The 16,203-nt window shown below is 70.2% G+C and carries 10 protein-coding genes and 1 pseudogene; 6 read left to right on the forward strand and 5 right to left on the reverse strand.

What is annotated here, in order from left to right; all coding sequences use genetic code 11:
* The first annotated feature begins 74 nt into the window (after positions 1–74).
* From leuC to leuB, 3 genes are read left to right on the forward strand one after another with little or no spacing between them, the layout of a single operon-like run.
* On the forward strand, positions 75–1,496 hold the full coding sequence (gene leuC / locus MUU77_RS16230; protein WP_245088959.1) for a 3-isopropylmalate dehydratase large subunit: 1,422 nt from the start codon (positions 75–77) through the stop codon (positions 1,494–1,496).
* On the forward strand, positions 1,496–2,077 hold the full coding sequence (gene leuD, locus MUU77_RS16235; protein ID WP_245088962.1) for a 3-isopropylmalate dehydratase small subunit: 582 nt from the start codon (positions 1,496–1,498) through the stop codon (positions 2,075–2,077). Before leuC ends, leuD begins: the two co-directional genes overlap by 1 nt.
* Positions 2,067–3,155, forward strand: coding sequence for a 3-isopropylmalate dehydrogenase (leuB, locus tag MUU77_RS16240; protein WP_245088965.1), 1,089 nt, complete (start codon positions 2,067–2,069; stop codon positions 3,153–3,155). Before leuD ends, leuB begins: the two co-directional genes overlap by 11 nt.
* A 21-nt stretch (positions 3,156–3,176) precedes the next feature.
* On the opposite strand, the gene MUU77_RS16245 is transcribed toward leuB, so the two are convergent.
* From MUU77_RS16245 to MUU77_RS16255, 3 genes are all read right to left on the reverse strand, one after another.
* A complete protein-coding gene (locus MUU77_RS16245; RefSeq protein ID WP_245088968.1) occupies positions 3,177–6,143 on the reverse strand; it encodes a ligand-binding sensor domain-containing diguanylate cyclase in 2,967 nt (988 codons plus the stop codon).
* Between the two features lie 84 nt (positions 6,144–6,227).
* Positions 6,228–9,404: an efflux RND transporter permease subunit gene (locus MUU77_RS16250; RefSeq protein ID WP_245088971.1), complete on the reverse strand. Its 3,177-nt coding sequence runs from the start codon at positions 9,402–9,404 to the stop codon at positions 6,228–6,230.
* A gap of 4 nt (positions 9,405–9,408) precedes the next feature.
* Complete coding sequence (locus MUU77_RS16255; RefSeq protein ID WP_245088974.1) at positions 9,409–10,548, reverse strand: efflux RND transporter periplasmic adaptor subunit; 1,140 nt, start codon at positions 10,546–10,548, stop codon at positions 9,409–9,411.
* A gap of 79 nt (positions 10,549–10,627) precedes the next feature.
* Between MUU77_RS16255 and MUU77_RS16260 the strand changes: the two genes are divergently transcribed.
* From MUU77_RS16260 to MUU77_RS16270, 3 genes and pseudogenes are all read left to right on the forward strand, one after another.
* Entirely contained in the window at positions 10,628–11,299 is a 672-nt protein-coding gene (locus tag MUU77_RS16260) for a TetR/AcrR family transcriptional regulator (protein ID WP_245088977.1), read from the forward strand.
* A gap of 147 nt (positions 11,300–11,446) precedes the next feature.
* Positions 11,447–12,102: pseudogene (locus MUU77_RS16265) on the forward strand (protein-L-isoaspartate O-methyltransferase).
* Positions 12,103–12,123: 21 nt separating this feature from the next.
* Positions 12,124–13,470: a TolC family outer membrane protein gene (locus MUU77_RS16270; RefSeq protein WP_245088980.1), complete on the forward strand. Its 1,347-nt coding sequence runs from the start codon at positions 12,124–12,126 to the stop codon at positions 13,468–13,470.
* Between the two features lie 177 nt (positions 13,471–13,647).
* On the opposite strand, the gene MUU77_RS16275 is transcribed toward MUU77_RS16270, so the two are convergent.
* On the reverse strand, positions 13,648–14,868 hold the full coding sequence (locus tag MUU77_RS16275) for a CaiB/BaiF CoA-transferase family protein (protein ID WP_245088983.1): 1,221 nt from the start codon (positions 14,866–14,868) through the stop codon (positions 13,648–13,650).
* Positions 14,865–16,166, reverse strand: a complete 1,302-nt coding sequence (gene waaA, locus MUU77_RS16280; RefSeq protein ID WP_245088986.1) for a lipid IV(A) 3-deoxy-D-manno-octulosonic acid transferase — start codon at positions 16,164–16,166, stop codon at positions 14,865–14,867. The genes MUU77_RS16275 and waaA overlap by 4 nt, the downstream gene beginning before the upstream one ends.
* Positions 16,167–16,203 lie beyond the last annotated feature (37 nt).

Consider the following 16,203-nt stretch of genomic DNA (forward strand, 5'->3'; position numbering starts at 1 on the left):
CCTCACCACTCACTCCTCACTCCTCTCCACTCACCCCTCACTTCTCCATCCCCGATGCACCACCGGAACCCCGCATGACCGCGCCACGCACACTCTTCGACAAACTGTGGGACGCCCACGTCGTGGTCCCCGAGACCGACGCGGCCCCCGCCGTGCTGTACATCGATCTGCACCTGATCCACGAGGTCACCTCGCCGCAGGCCTTCACCGAGCTGAGGGCGCGCGGCCTGGCGCCGCGGCGCCCGGACCGCACCAAGGCGACGATGGACCATTCCACGCCCACCTTGCCCGCCGGGCCCGACGGCAGGCTGCCGTACTACACGCAGGCCGCGGAGACGCAGGTCGACACGCTGGCGCGCAACTGCGCCGAGTACGGCATCGAGCTGTTCGACATGGCCTCGCCGAACCGCGGCATCGTCCACGTCATCGCGCCCGAGCAGGGCTTCACCCTGCCGGGCATGACCATCGTCTGCGGCGACAGCCACACCAGCACGCACGGCGCGTTCGGGTCGCTGGCGTTCGGCATCGGCACCAGCGAGGTCGGCCACGTGCTGGCCACGCAGTGCCTGCTGCAGCGCCGTCCCAGGACGATGGCCATCACCGTCGATGGCGTGCTCGCCCCCGGCGTGGGCGCCAAGGACATCGTGCTGCACGTGATCGGCGTGATCGGCGTCAACGGCGGCACCGGCCACGTGCTCGAGTTCCGCGGCAGCGCCATCGAGGCGCTGGACATGGAGCAGCGCATGACCCTGTGCAACATGTCCATCGAAGCCGGCGCGCGCGCCGGCATGGTGGCGCCGGACCAGACCACGTTCGACTGGGTGGCGAAGACGCCGCGCGGGCCCAAGGGCGAGGCGTTTGACACCGCCGTCGCCTACTGGAAGACGCTGCGCAGCGACGAGGGCGCGGTGTTCGACGCGGAAGTGCGCGTAGATGCCGCCGACATCCGCCCCACCCTGACCTGGGGCACGCACCCGGGCACCGCGATCGCGGTGGATGCGCCGATTCCCGCACCTGCCAATGCCGCCGACCAGAAGGGCCTGGACTACATGCGCCTGAGCGCCGGCCATGCGGTGGCGGGGACGCCGGTGGACGTGGTGTTCGTGGGATCGTGCACCAACGGCCGCCTGCGCGACATGCGCGAAGTGGCGCAGGTCCTGGATGGGCGCAGGGTCGCCGCGGGCGTGCGCATGCTGGTGGTGCCCGGTTCGGAGATCGTCAAGCGCCAGGCCGAGGCCGAGGGCATCGACCGCATCGTGCGCGAAGCCGGCGCCGAGTGGCGTGAACCGGGCTGTTCCATGTGCATCGCGATGAACGGCGACCTGGTCGCGCCCGGCCAACTGGCCGTGAGCACCAGCAACCGCAACTTCGAAGGCCGCCAGGGACCCGGCGCCCGTACGCTGCTGGCGTCGCCGCTGACGGCAGCGTGGGCCGCGGTGAACGGCCACGTCAGCGATCCGCGCGAACTGTTCCGCGCGCAGAAGGAGGTGGCGTGATGGCCGGGTTCCGCGAACTGCGCTCGAAGAGCGTGGTGTTGGCGCAGACCAACATCGACACCGACCAGATCATCCCCGCGCGCTTCCTGTCCACGACCGAACGCGCGGGCCTGGGTCGCAGCGCCTTCAACGACTGGCGCTGGCAGGCCGACGGGTCGCCGAACCCGGCGTTCCCGTTCAACCAGCCGGAGAACCAGGGCCGCAGCATCCTGCTGGCCGGCCGCAACTTCGGCTGCGGCTCCTCGCGCGAGCATGCGCCCTGGGCGCTGACCGACCTGGGCCTGCGCGCCATCGTCAGCAGCGAGATCGCCGACATCTTCCGCAACAATAGCCTGAAGAACGGCCTGCTGCCCATCGTGCTGCCGGAGGAGATCGTGCAGTCGTTGATGGAACGGCCGGACGACGAACTGACCATCGACGTCGCCGCACGCGAACTGCGGGCGCCCGACGGTTCCGTCTTCGGCTTCCCGCTGGACGCCTTCGCGCAGACCTGCCTGCTGGAAGGCGTGGACGAACTGGGCTACCTGCTGGCCCGCCACACCGACATCGAAACCTACGAGGCTACCCGCCATGCACGCTGACATCGCCGTACTGCCCGGGGACGGCATCGGTCCCGAAGTCACCGCCGCCGCCGTCGCCGTGCTGCGCACGCTGGCGCGCCGCCACGGCCACAGCTTCGACTTCCGCGAATACGACATCGGCGGCATCGCCATCGACCGGCACGGCGAGCCGCTGCCACAGGCCACGCTGCAGGGCTGCCAGCAGGCCGATGCCGTGCTGCTGGGCGCGGTCGGCGGGCCGAAATGGTCCGACCCCAACGCGAAGGTGCGCCCCGAGCAGGGCCTGCTGGCGCTGCGCAAGGGCCTGGGGCTGTTCGCCAACCTGCGCCCCGTGCGTCCGCACCCGGCCGCGCTGAACGCCTCGCCCATCAAGCCGCACCTGCTGACCGGCGTGGACATCGTGGTGGTGCGCGAGCTGACCGGCGGCATCTACTTCGGCGAGAAGACCCGCGATGCGCGCGGCGCCAGCGACCTGTGCAGCTATTCGGTCGGCGAGATCGAGCGCGTGGTGCGCAGCGCCTTCAGGCTGGCCCGCCAACGCCGCAGCTACCTGGTGTCGGTGGACAAGGCGAACGTGCTGGAGACCTCGCGCCTGTGGCGCGACGTGGCCTCGCGCATCGGCCGCGAGGAATTCCCCGACGTGAAGCTGGAGCACCAGCTGGTCGACTCGATGGCGATGCACCTGCTGGCCAAGCCGCGGGAGTACGACGTGATCGTCACCGAGAACATGTTCGGCGACATCCTCACCGACGAGGCCTCGATGCTGGCCGGCTCGCTGGGCCTGCTGCCGTCGGCCTCGCTGGGCGACGGCAAGGTCGGCCTGTACGAACCCATCCACGGTTCCGCGCCCGACATCGCCGGCAAGGGCATCGCCAACCCGTACGCCACCATTCTCAGCTGCGCCTTGCTGCTGCGCCATTCGCTGGGCCTGCACGAAGAGGCCGACTGCATCGAACGCGCGGTGGACGCCGCACTGAACGCACAGGTGTTCACCAACGACCTGGCCACCGGCGGCCGCGGCGTGTCCACGCAGGTCGCCGCCCAGGCGGTGATCGAGCAGATGCAGGCGCACTGCTACGTGGCCGAGCTGCGCGACTGATCCCCCGCCGCGGAGGCGTGCTCAGTTCGACACCATCCGGTTGCGTCCCTGCTGCTTGGCGCGGTACAGGCGCTCATCGGCCTCGCGCAGCAGGTCGCGCAGGGTCTGTCCGGGCTGCAGGTCGGCCATGCCGATGCTGACGGTGCAGTGCAGCTGGCTGCCATCGGGCGCGTCGATGGCGGCCTGCGCGATGCCCTCGCGCAGCACTTCCAGCCGCGCACGCGCGACGCCCCATGGCAGCTGCTGGCATACCAGGAATTCCTCACCGCCGTAGCGCGCGATCAGCACGCCGTCGTGGCCGCCGGCCAGCCGTTCGGCCACGGCCGCCACCTGCGACAGCACCTCATCGCCGAAGGCATGGCCGTAGCGGTCGTTGACCGACTTGAAGTGGTCGATGTCCAGCAGCGCCACGCACAGCGGGCGGCCTTCGCGAAGGCTGGCCTCGCGCGCTTCGGCCAGGAACGCATCGCCGGCGCGGCGGTTCGCCAGGCGGGTGAGCGGATCGTGGCGCGCCTGGTAGGCCAGTTGCTCCAGCAGGTGCGCGTGCGCCTGGCCGGCCTGCTCCAGTTGTGCGTTCTTCTCGCTCAGTTCGGACGTGCGGGCCTCCACCAGCGCTTCCAGCCGGCGCTGGCGTTGGCGCTGGCGGCGCGTCAGCAGCGCCAGCACGCCCCATCCCGCCAGCCCGAGCAGCAACAGATAGGCGGCCATCGCCCAGGCGCGCATCCACCACGGTGCGGCCTTGTCGAAGGTCACCGTCTGCATCGCCACGCCCTCCTTGCGCGTCCAGTCCGCGGGGGCGTTCATCGCCTGCACCTCGAAGCGCAGCTGGCCCGCGGGCAGGTTGGTGTACACCGCGTCGTGGGCGATGCCGTTGTCGGTCTCGATCCAGTCGCGGTCGAAGCCCACCATGCGGTAGCGGTAGCGCAGGCGCTCGGGCGCGCGCTGGTTGAGGCCGGTGAACCGGATCACCACGCGCCGCGTGTCGGCGGGCAGGGCGTGGTGCGGCTGCGCGGCCAGCACGCGGCCATCGGCCTCGACGGCCTCCACCACCAGGGTGATGCCCTTGGCGCGCTGGCGGCGGGCGTCGTCCGGATCGATCACGCCCACGCCGTTGGCGGTGGCGAACCACAGCTTGCCATCGCGCATGCGCCAGCCGGCCGGCGCGCTGGCCCCGTTGGCCTGGCTGCTGGGCAGGCCGTCGGCCTGGGTGAAGGCCTCCACCGGCAATCGCGCCAGGTGGCCGTTCTCCACCGCGGTCAGCGCCGGCCGCGAGACGCGGAACACGCCACGGTTGCTGGACGCCCAGAAGTCGCCGTTTTCGTCCTCCAGCAGCCGGAACAGGCGATTGTTCGGCAAACCCTGGCGGTGGTCGAACTGCACGAAGCGCCCATCGCGCCAGTGCAGCAGGCCGCGATCGGTGGCGATCCACAGGCTGCCGTCCGGGTCGGACAGGAAATCGAACGCCGCCACCGCCGGGAATCCCGTCTTCGGCTTCCACGTCCGCACCGTCCCGTCCCGGCGCATCACCGCCATGCCATTGCTGGTGCCGATCCACAGCTCGCCGATGCCGCTTTCGTGGAGCACGTACACATTGCCGTCCGGCAGCGCCTGGCCCGCGGCGTAATGACGTGCGATGCGGCCGTCCCGATAGACGGTGACGCCTTCGTTGCTGCCGATCCACAGGGAACCGTCCGCACGTTCCAGCAGGGCCCGCACATGGTTGGAGGGCAGGCCGCGCGCCTCGTCGATGCGCCAGGGAACGCCGTGCACCGTGCCGGTCGCAGCCGGCAGGTGGATCACGCCCTGGTCGTACGTCCCCACCCACAGGCCGCCATCGCGCGCATTGGCCAGCGACAGCACCGAGGGGTCGGACTTGCCATCGAACGCCAGCGACACCGCCCTGGCCGTTCCGCCATCCCAGACATCGACCCCCATGGGATGGCCGATCCAGACCCCCTGTCCCGGCCGTTCGATGATGCTGCGCACGTAGATGTCGCGCAGGCCACTGCTGCGGCCCAGCCCGAACACGGGACCGTCCGACAGCCGGAACAGGCCGTTGGTGGTTCCCACCCACAACAGGCCGTCGCGATCCTCGAACAGCGCCGGCGCCAGGCGCCCCATCAGACCGTTGCGTTCGCCCAGCGTCTCGTAACGCCCCTGGAAGTACCGGCGCAGGCCGTCCAGGGTGGAGATCCACAGGTTGCCGTTGCGGTCTTCCAGCATGGCTTCGGCACGTTCGGCGGTGATCTGCCGCGCGCGTCCCTGCGCCAGCCGCCACACGCCGGCGCTGCCGCCCACCAGCACACCGCCCCAGCGCGAGGCCTGGATCGCCAGCACGGACGTATCCGGCAGGCCCTGCGCGCGTCCCCAGTCCTGCACGCGGCCACCGGCGATCCGGAACAGGCCATGCCGGTTGCCCACCAGGGCCTGCCCGTCCGGCAGCGGCAGGATGGCCTGCACGCGTTCGTTCGCCAGCCCGGCATGGGTGCCGCCGACGTCGCGCAGGCGGCCATCGCGCTGCAGGCTGAAGAGCGAGTGGTCCGTGCCGATCCACAACGTACCGTCCGGCCCGAACCTCAGCACGGACACGTCCGGCAGCGTGCCGGCCTGGCCGGGCAGGCGTTCCCAGCGGCCTTGATGGACGCGCACCAGGCCCGGCCCGATCCGGCCCAGGCTCAGCACCATGCCGCCGCGCGGGTCGGGCACGATGGCGCGCACGCCTTCCACCTCCAGTCCCTGCACGGTGCCGGCGTCGTACGGCGTGAAGCGGCGGCCATCGAAACGCGCGGCGCCTTCCCAGGTCCCCGCCCACAGGTAGCCCTCGGCGTCCTGGCTGATCGTATGCACCAGGTTGTGGGGCAGCCCGTCCTCCATCGTCCAGTGCGCGAGCGTGTACTCGTCCACCCTGCGCGCAGGGTCGAGCGCCCACGCGGGCACCGCGGCAAGCAGCGCCAGCAGGCAAAGGCCGGGGATCGACAGGCGGCGCACGAGGGCACGGAGTCCGGAGGGCTTCAACCCTCCCAGTATCGGCTGCGGCGGGGGCCTTCTTGAATCCCCCGTCGCATGCCGGGACTAGCCGCGGGCGCTTGCGTCCGGCTCCGGCCTGACCTTGAACCAGGCCGCATACAGCGCCGGCAGGAAGAACAGGGTCAGCACCGTGGCCACCGTCAGGCCGCCCATGATGGCGACGGCCATGGGCCCGAAGAACGCGCTGCGCGACAGCGGGATCATCGCCAGCACGGCGGCGAGCGCGGTCAGCACGATGGGACGGAAGCGCCGCACGGTCGCATCGATGATGGCGTGCCAGCGGTCGTGGCCGGCCCGGATGTCCTGGTCGATCTGGTCCACCAGGATCACCGAATTGCGCATGATCATGCCGGCCAGCGCGATGGTGCCCAGCATGGCGACGAAGCCGAACGGCACCCGGAACACCAGCAACGCCAGCGTCACCCCGATCAACCCCAGCGGCGCGGTCAGCAGCACCAGCGCCATCCGCGAGAAGCTGCGCAGCTGCAGCATCAGCAGCGTGGTCACGGCCAGCAGGAACAGCGGCATGCCGGCGGCGATGGACTTCTGGCCACGCGCCGAATCTTCCACGGTACCGCCCGTCTCCAGCAGGTACCCCTGCGGCAGCGCGGAGCGGATCTCCTCCAGGGTGGGCAGGATCTGCGCCACCACCGTCGGCGCGGTCACTTCGTCGCTGTTGAGGTCGGCGCGCACCGTCACCGTCGGCAGGCGGTCGCGGTGCCAGATGATGCCATCCTCGAAGGCGTACTCCAGGTCCGCGATCTGCGACAGCGGCACGCTGCCGCCGCTGCTGGTGGGTACCGCCAGGCTGCCCAGCAGGTCCAGTCGCGTGCGTTCCTCCTCCGGCCCCCGCAACAGGATCTCCACCAGTTCGTTGCCCTCGCGGTAGGTGCTGACGCTCAGGCCGGACAGCGAGCCGGACAGGAAGTGCGACACCTGCGCCGTGCTGACGCCGAGCGCACGCGCACGGTCCTGGTCGATCTGCAGGCGCACGATCTTGCTGGGCTCGCTCCAGTCCAGGTTGACGTTGGCGACATGCGGATTGGCGCGCACCTTTTCCGCCATCTGCCGCGCGATCGCCTGTACCCGGTCGGTGTGCTCGCCGGACACGCGGAACTGCAGCGGGTAGCCGACCGGCGGCCCGTTCTCCAGCCGGGTCACGCGGAACTGCAGTTCGGGGAACTGCGGCGCGACTTCCTCGATCAGCCAGCGGCGGGTGGCCTCGCGCGCCCGGGTGTCGTCGGTCAGCACCACGAACTGCGAGAAGTGCGCTTGCGGCAGCTGCTGGTCCAGCGGCAGGTAGAACCGCGGCGAGCCGGTGCCGATGTAGGCCACGTAGTTCTGGATGCCTTCGCGCGTGGCCAGCAGTTTCTCCAGCCTGCGCGCCTGTGCATCGGTGGACTTCAGCGAACTGCCTTCGGCCAGCTCCAGGTCCACCATCAGCTCCGGGCGCACCGAGTCCGGGAAGAACTGCTGCGGCACGAAGCGGAACAGCGCGATCGAGGCGACGAAGGCGGCCGCGGTCACGCCGATCACCAGCCAGCGACGCCGCAGGCAGAACGCCAGCCAGCGGCGGAAGCGGTTGTAGAACGGCGTGTGGTAGGGATTGTGGTCGTGCGCGTCGTGCGCCTTGGGTGCGAGCATGCCGGCGTACTGCGGCCAACGATCCGCCAGCCGGGCGCGGACGGCGTGCCAGCGCGCGGCGAGCGATCCCGCTCTCGGCGGTTGCGGGTTGCCCAGGTCGGGCAGCATCTTGTCGCCCAGGTACGGAATGAAAAGCACCGCCGCGATCCACGACACCACCAGCGCGATGGTCACCACCTGGAACAGCGACCGCGTGTACTCGCCGGTGCTGGAGGCGGCCGTCGCGATCGGCAGGAAACCCGCCGCCGTCACCAGCGTGCCGGTGAGCATGGGGAACGCCGTCGATTCGTAGGCGAAACTGGCCGCCTTCAAGCGGTCGAAGCCCTGCTCCATCTTGATGGCCATCATCTCCACCGCGATGATCGCGTCGTCGACCAGCAGGCCCAGCGCCAGCACCAGCGCGCCCAGCGATATCTTGTGCAGGCCGATGCCGAAGTAGTGCATCACCGCGAACGTCATCGCCAGCACCAGCGGGATCGACACCGCCACCACCAGTCCCGTGCGCAGGCCCAGCGAGAAGAAGCTGACCAGCAGCACGATGACCACGGCTTCGGCCAGCACGCGCACGAACTCGCCCACCGAGGCCTCCACCGCCGCGGGCTGGTCGGACACCTTGCGCAGCTCCATGCCCAGCGGCAGGGTCTTCTGCAGCCGGTGGAACTCCGCCTCCAGCGTCGCCCCCAGCTTGAGGATGTCGCCGCCCTCCTTCATCGCCACCGCGATGCCGATGCCGGGCTGGCCCATGAAGCGCATGCGGGGCGCGGCCGGGTCGGCGAAGCCGCGCGTGATCCGGGCGACATCGCCCAGCTTGACCGTGCGCCCACCGGCACGGATCGGGAATTCGCGGATCTCGTCGACCGAGGTGAACTCGCCGCTCACCCGCAGTTGCACGCGGTCGCTGGCGGTCTCGAAGAAGCCGGCCGGGGTCACCGCGTTCTGCTCCTCCAGCGCCTGCTGCACCGCGCTCAACGGAATGCCCAGCGTGGCCAGCTTGGTGTTGGACAGCTCGATCCAGATCTTCTCGTCCTGCAGGCCGACCAGTTCCACCTTGCCGACATCGTCCACCCGCTGCAGTTCCAGCTGGATGCGGTCGGCGTAGTCCTTCATCACCGCGTAGTCGAAGCCTTCTCCGGTCAGCGCGTAGATGTTGCCGAAGGTGTCGCCGAACTCGTCGTTGAAGAACGGGCCCACCACGCCGGCCGGCAGGGTCGCCCGGATGTCGCCGACCTTCTTGCGCACCTGGTACCAGAGCTGCGGCATGTCCCGCGAGCGCAGGCTGTCGCGCGCCGCGAAGATCACCTGCGACTCGCCCGGCCGCGAGTACGAGCGGATGTACTCGTAGTTGCCGGTGGTCATCACCGCCTTCTCGATGCGCTCGGTGACCTGCTGCGCGACCTCGTCGGCCGTGGCGCCCGGCCACACCGTGCGCACCACCATCGCCTTGAAGGTGAAGGGCGGATCCTCGGACTGGCCCAGATGGCGGTAGGACCACGCGCCGATGATGCCCAGCAGGATCATCGCGAACAGCACCAGGCTGCGATTGGTCAGTGCCCACTCGGAGAGGTTGAAGCGGCGCATGGCATCACTCCGGCCGCGAGGCGATGTTGGCCGCGCCACCGCCGGCCGCAGGCTTCAGCGGCCGGTTGTTGCGGTCCACCGGCGCCACGGTCTGGCCCTCGCGCAGCAGGTGGCCGCCGGCCGCGACCACCCATTCGCTGGCCTTGAGGCCCGCGAGCACGGGCACCGAGGATTCGCCGTAGCGGCCCAGCTGCACGGACCGGGCCCTCACCTCGCCGGTGGCCGGGTCGACGATCCAGACGGATGTCTTGCCGTCTTCGCCGCGCTGCACGGCGGACAACGGCAGTTTCAGGGCCGCCTTTGCCCCGTTTTCCTGCACGTAGACGCGTGCGCTCTGGCCCAGCTCGACCTGCTGGACGGCATCGCCGACCAGGCTGACCCGGGTGGCGTAGGTACGCGTCTGCGCGTCGGCCGCCGGAGCGATTTCCCGGATGGTGCCGGGCAGGCGCTGCCCCGGGGCGTTCCACAGCTCGATCATCACCGCCTGGCCCACGCTGAACTCGCGGATGCGGTTCTCCGGCAGGCCGATGGCCACTTCGCGGCCGCCATCGGCGGCCAGGGTGAAGATGGTCTGGCCGGCGGCGACCACCTGGCCCGCTTCGGCCTGGCGACTGGCGATGACGCCGTCGCGTGGCGCGCGCAGTTGCGAATAGCCTTCCTGGTTGCGCATGACGTCCATCTGCGCGCGCGCGGCGCGTGCCTGGCCCTCGGCCGCCTTGTAGGCGGCGACCTGCGCGTCGTAGGCGGACCGGCTGATCAGTTGGTCGCCGACCAGCTTGGCGTAGCGGTCACGGTCGCCGCGCGCGCGGGCCAGGTCGGCTTCGGCCGCGGCCAGCTGGGCCTGCGCGGCCTGCGCCTGCAGCGCGAAGTCGCCCGGGTCCAGCAGCGCCAGCACCTCGCCCTTCTGCACGCGGGCACCGGCGTCCACATTGCGGCGGATCAGGTTGCCGCCCACGCGGAAGGACAGCGGGCTCTCCTCGCGGGCGCGCACCTCGCCCGCGTACGCCGACAGCGCTGCGTCCGCGCCACCGCCGGGCTGCACCACCAGGGCCGGCCGCGGCGATTCGGCAGGCGTGTCCGCGCTGCACGCGGCCAGCCCGGCCATCAGGACGACGAACACTCCGTTCCAGCGCGTATGGCGCATGACTGCTCCCGTTGCGGCATCAATTAATGGACTTGGCGGTATAGTATAAATATCGAACCGGGTAGTCTAGTATTACGCCATGGCCAGTCCGCCTCCTTCTCCGACCCGTCGCAAGTCCCCCGCCAAGCCCGCCGCCAGCGGCCCGGGCCGGCCCAAGGACCTGGGAAAGCGCGCCGCCATCCTGGAGGCCGCCAAGCATCTGTTCGCCCGCGAGGGCTTCAACGGCGTCAGCATGGACCAGATCGCCGCGGAGGCGGGGGTGTCCAAGCTGACGGTCTACAGCCATTTCGGCGACAAGGACGCGCTGTTCGCGGCGGCCGTGCAGGCCAAGTGCGCTGAAATGCTGCCCGATGCCCTGTTCGAGATCGAACTGACCGGCAGCGTGCGCGACCAGCTCAAGGCGATCGGCGAGGCCTTCTTCGCGCTGATCACCAGCGAGGAGGCCATCAGCACGCACCGCATGATGATGGTCCCGGGCAACATCGACGACCGGCTGAAGCGGACCTTCTGGGAAGCCGGCCCGCAGCGCACCCAGGACGCATTCGCGGTGCTGCTGCAGGCCCTGGTGGCCAAGGGCGAACTGGACATTCCCGACGTGGTCACCGCCTCGGTGCAGTTCTTCACCCTGATCAAGGGCGAAGTCCATGCGCGCATGACCTGCGGCCTGTGCAGCCAGCCGGGGCCGCTCGACCGGCGCCGCCACATCGACGCCACGGTGGACATGTTCCTGAGGGCGTATGGCCGCCGCTGAAACTGAAGCGTGTCCCCCGGCGACGGAGGTCGCGGTGACTTCCGGCACTGCGCCCGCCGGCGGGGCTGCGCCGATCCTTGCCCAGCGCGGAGGCAGCCGGCCCGGTAAAATGCCCGGCCCAGCCCCCCGCGTCGGATGACCACCCCCATGACGATCAACTACACCCAGGCCCGCGAAAACATGGTCGAGCAGCAGGTACGTCCCTGGGACGTGCTGGATGCGCGCGTGCTGGAAACGCTGGCCACGCTGCCGCGCGAGGCCTTCGTGGCCGAAACGCACCGCGCGCTGGCGTACGCGGACCTGGAGCTGCCGCTGGGCTATGGCCAGTCGATGATGAAGCCCGTCGTCGAGGGTCGCACCCTGCAGGCGCTGAAACCGCAGGCGGGCGAGGACGTGCTGGAGATCGGCACCGGCAGCGGTTACCTGACCGCCTGCCTGGGCAACCTGGCGCGCGAAGTGGTCAGCCTGGAGATCCATCCCGAACTTGCCGCCGGGCGCGCGCGCGCCTGGACGCGACCGGCCTGGGCAGCAATGTCCGCATCGACACCGCCGACGCGCTGGCGTGGGACACCGACCGCCGCTTCGACGTGGTGTGCGTGACCGGCGCCGTCGCCACCGTGCCGGCCCGCTTCCTGCAGTGGCTGCGTCCCGGCGGCCGCCTGTTCGTGGTGCGGGGCGTTTCCCCCGTGATGGAAGCCATCCTGCACGTCAACGATGTCAACGGTCCGCGCATCGAATCGTTGTTCGAGACCGACCTCCCCTACCTGGTCGGCGCCGCGCCGGCGCCCCAGTTCGTCTTCTGAAGATTCAACAAAGGAACCCGCATGAGCCGTCGCCCCCTCGCCCTTGCGCTCGCCCTGGCCCTGCCGTCCGCGGCCAATGCCACCGACCTGATGCAGACCTATGAGCTGGCGCGCGCCGGCGACACCACCTTGTCCATCGCCGAATCCACCCGGCTGATCGACAAGGAAGGCGCCGTGCAGGCCCGCGCCGCGCTGCTGCCGCAGATCACCGGCAGCGCCGGTTACGACCTGGAACACAACAGCCGGCCGGGCGACCCGCTGGGCGACGGCAAGAGCCGCAGCTATGGCGCCTCGGTCAGCCAGACGATCTTCGACTGGAGCCGCATCGCCAACCTGCGCGGCCAGAAGGCGCTCAGCCAGGCGGCCGACTACGACCTGGCCTCGGCGAACAACGACCTGATCACCCGCACCTCGGCCGCCTACTTCAACGTGCTGATCGGCATCGAGTCGCTGGCCGCGGCCGAGACCAACGAGGCGGCGTCCAAGAAGCAGTTCGACTACGCGCAGAAGCGCCTGGACGTGGGCCTGGCCCCCATCACCGATGTGCACGAAGCCCGTGCGCAGTACGACAGCGCGCGCGCCAACACCATCCTGGCCCGCAACTCGCTGGACGACAGCTACCGCGCCCTGGCCGAGATCACCGGCCAGCCCATCAGCGGCCTGAAGGGCCTGCCGGACGACTTCCGCCCCGAACTGCCGCCGGAGCAGAACGCGCAGACGTGGGTCGACCACGCGCTGGAGCAGAACCCGGACCTGAAGGCCGCCCAGTACACGCTGGAATCGGCGCAGCATGGCGTATCCAGCGCGCGCGCCGGCCACTACCCCACGCTCAACTTCAGCGGCGGCTACTCCAACGGCACCAGCTGGGACAGCGTGCCCGGCACGCTGTCGCGCGACGGCGAGGGCTACACCTGGGGCGTGACGCTGACCGTACCGATCTTCTCCGGCGGCGCCACCCAGTCGGGCGTGCGCCAGGCACTGGCCCAGCGCGACCTCGCTTCGGACGGCCTGGAACAGACGCGCCGCGCGCTGATCCGCAACACCAGCAACGCCTACCAGGCCCTGGTGGCCGGCGTCAGCGAAGTGGAAGCCCGGCGCCTAGCGGTGGTCTCCGCGCAGAGCGCGCTGGATGCCTCGCAGGTCGGCCTGGAAGTAGGTACCCGCACCGTGCTGGACGTGTTGCAGAACCAGCGCACGCTGTTCCAGGCGCAGGTCGACTATTCGGATGCCAAGTATCGCTTCCTGCAGAACCGCCTGCTGCTGGAACAGGCCGCGGGCACGCTGGACGGCACCGACGTGCAGGACATCAACCGCCTGCTGACCGCCGACGCCGAAGCACGCCTGTCGTCGCAGCCGGTTTCGCAGTAAACCCTCGCGCACTCCGTGCGATCACGACGGCGGGCTTCGGCCCGCCGTTGTCGTGTCTGGACTCGGGTGTCCTGTAGGAGCGACGCAAGTCGCGACCGCACGCCCGAACGATATCGGATATCTGGCTGGAGACAGAAGGTTTCCGGTCGCGACTTACGTCGCTCCTACAGTCAGGACTCAGATCGCGCCGCGCGCACGCAGCACCGCGATTTCGTCATCCCCGTATCCCGCTTCACGCAGTACCTCATCGGTGTGCTCGCCCAGCATCGGCGGCGCGCATGGCGGTTGTACCGGTGTGACCGACAGCTTGATCGGACTACCCACCAGCGGCAACGCGCCGGCATGCGGATGGGAAGCGTCGACGACCATGCCGCGCGCACGCACCTGCGGATCGGCGAACACCTGGGCCAGGTCGTTGACCGGCCCGCACGGAATGCCCACCGCCTCCAGCGAAGCCAGGCACGCGTGCCGGCCGCGCGCGCCGAACGCCTGTTGCAGCACCGGGATCAACGCATCGCGATGACGCACGCGCCCCGCGTTGGCTGCGAAGCGCGCGTCCTGCCCGAGGGATGCGAGACCGAGCAGCTCGCACAGCCGGGCGAACTGCCGGTCGTTGCCGACCGCGACGATGATGTGGCCGTCGGCGACAGCGAAGACCTGGTACGGCACGATGTTGGCGTGCGCGTTGCCCTGGCGCGCGGGGACCTGGCCACCTGTCAGGTAATGGCTGCCCAGATTGGCCAGCATCGCGACCTGCGCGTCCAGCAGCGCCATGTCGATCACCTGTCCTTCGCCGGTCGCGTCGCGGTGGCGCAGCGCTGCGAGTATCGCAACGGTGGCGTACATGCCGGTGAACAGGTCCGCCACCGCCACGCCGACTTTCTGCGGCTCGCCGTCGGCGGCCCCGGTGACGCTCATCAGTCCGCCCAGCCCCTGCACCGCGAAGTCGTAGCCGGCGCGCTGCGCGTAGGGCCCGTCCTGGCCGAAACCGGTGATCGAGCAGTACACCAGCCCAGGATGGGCGGCACGCAGTGTGGCGGCGTCCAGGCCGTAACGGGCCATGTCGCCGACCTTGAAGTTCTCCACCAGCACGTCGCTCCGCATCGCCAGCCGCCGGATGACGGCCTGGCCCTGCGCAGTGGACAGATCCACCGTCAGCGAACGCTTGTTGCGGTTGGCGCACAGGAAATACGCGGATTCGGGGGTTTCGTTGCCCTGGGCATCCTTCAGGAACGGCGGCCCCCAGCCGCGCGTATCGTCGCCGCTGCCCGGCCGTTCCACCTTGATCACGTCCGCGCCCAGGTCGGCCAGCACCTGCGTGCACCACGGGCCGGCCAGCACGCGCGTCAGGTCCAGCACGCGCACGCCGGCCAGCGACTGCGGCATCGCCGCGCTCATGCCACCGGCGCCGGCAGGTGCGGCGCGATCATCGCCAGCGTGCGGGCCAGCGCACCGCGCCCATGCTCGACCAGCGCACGGCCGCGGTCGGCCATCTGCTGGCGGCGCGCATCGTCGGCCAGCAGGGCCTCGACCGCATCGCCCACGCCGCCGGCGTCGGCGGCGATCACCAGCGCATCGGCCTCCTTCAGGCGGCGGGAGATCTCGCTGAAGTTGTGCAGGTGCGGACCGGTGACCGCAGGCGTCCCCACGGCCGCCGGTTCCAGCATGTTGTGGCCGCCGATCGCCTGCAGGCTGCCACCGACGAAGGCCACGTCCGCGCAGGCGTAGAACGCCATCAGTTCGCCCAGCGTATCGAGCACGAACACGTCGTCGCCCGCCGAAGGCCAGCGATCGCCGCGGCGCGTGCCCACCGTCCAGCCCGCCTCGCGCGCGGCGCCCGCCGCGCGCGGGAACCGCTCGGGGTGGCGCGGCGCCCACAGCAGCAGCAGGTCGGGCCAGCGGCGGCGCAGGCGCGCGTGCAGGGCCAGCACCGGCGCTTCTTCGTCCTCGTGCGTGCTGGCGGCGATCCAGACGCGCCGGCCCCCGCTCAGATGCTGGCGGAACCCGTGCACCACCTCGCGCACGTTGTCCGGCACCGGGATGTCGAACTTGAGGTTGCCGACATCGCGCACCTGTCCGGGCGCGGCACCCAGCTGCACGAAGCGGGCGGCGTCGTCGGCGGACTGCGCCGCGACCCGGCGCACGGTGCGCAGGGTGCGGGCGATCAACGGGCGCAGCACGCTGTAGCCCCGCAGCGAGCGCGCCGACAACCGCGCATTGAGGATGTAGACCGGCACCTTGCGGTCGTGGCAGCCGAACAGCAGGCTGGGCCACAACTCGGTCTCCATGATCAGCGCCAGGCGCGGCGGATAGTGGGTGAGGAAGCGCGCCACCGCACCGGGCAGGTCGTAGGGCGAGTACACGTGCAGCACGCGTTCGCCCCACAGCGCCTGCACCCGCTGCGATCCCGTCGGCGTGATGGTGGTGACGAGCACGCGCAGGCCACGATGCCGCTTCAACAGCGCATCGACCACCGGTGCGGCGGCATTGACTTCGCCCACCGACACCGCGTGCAGCCAGACATCGACCGGACCGCCCGCGGTGCCGTAGCTGCCGTAGCGCTCGTTCCAGCGCTGGAAGTATTCCGGATAGCGGAAGCCGCGCCAGATCAGGTGGTAGACGGTGACCGGCGTCAGCAGGTAAAGCACCGCCGAATACAGGGCGCGCAGCAGGCGTTCGGCGGTGCGGTCGGACATGGGCCACAAGGATAACCGGGGGCGCCGCTACAATGGG

It is taken from the genome of Pseudoxanthomonas sp. F37 (genome assembly GCF_022965755.1).
Lineage (GTDB): Bacteria > Pseudomonadota > Gammaproteobacteria > Xanthomonadales > Xanthomonadaceae > Pseudoxanthomonas_A.

Coding starts and splice junctions, on each gene's coding strand:
- MUU77_RS16275 (WP_245088983.1), bottom strand. CDS start 14,868: ATGAGCGCGGCGATGCCGCAGTCGCTGGCCGGCGTGCGCGTGCTGGAC.
- leuB (WP_245088965.1), top strand. CDS start 2,067: ATGCACGCTGACATCGCCGTACTGCCCGGGGACGGCATCGGTCCCGAA.
- MUU77_RS16255 (WP_245088974.1), bottom strand. CDS start 10,548: ATGCGCCATACGCGCTGGAACGGAGTGTTCGTCGTCCTGATGGCCGGG.
- MUU77_RS16250 (WP_245088971.1), bottom strand. CDS start 9,404: ATGCGCCGCTTCAACCTCTCCGAGTGGGCACTGACCAATCGCAGCCTG.
- MUU77_RS16260 (WP_245088977.1), top strand. CDS start 10,628: ATGGCCAGTCCGCCTCCTTCTCCGACCCGTCGCAAGTCCCCCGCCAAG.
- waaA (WP_245088986.1), bottom strand. CDS start 16,166: ATGTCCGACCGCACCGCCGAACGCCTGCTGCGCGCCCTGTATTCGGCG.
- leuD (WP_245088962.1), top strand. CDS start 1,496: ATGGCCGGGTTCCGCGAACTGCGCTCGAAGAGCGTGGTGTTGGCGCAG.
- leuC (WP_245088959.1), top strand. CDS start 75: ATGACCGCGCCACGCACACTCTTCGACAAACTGTGGGACGCCCACGTC.
- MUU77_RS16270 (WP_245088980.1), top strand. CDS start 12,124: ATGAGCCGTCGCCCCCTCGCCCTTGCGCTCGCCCTGGCCCTGCCGTCC.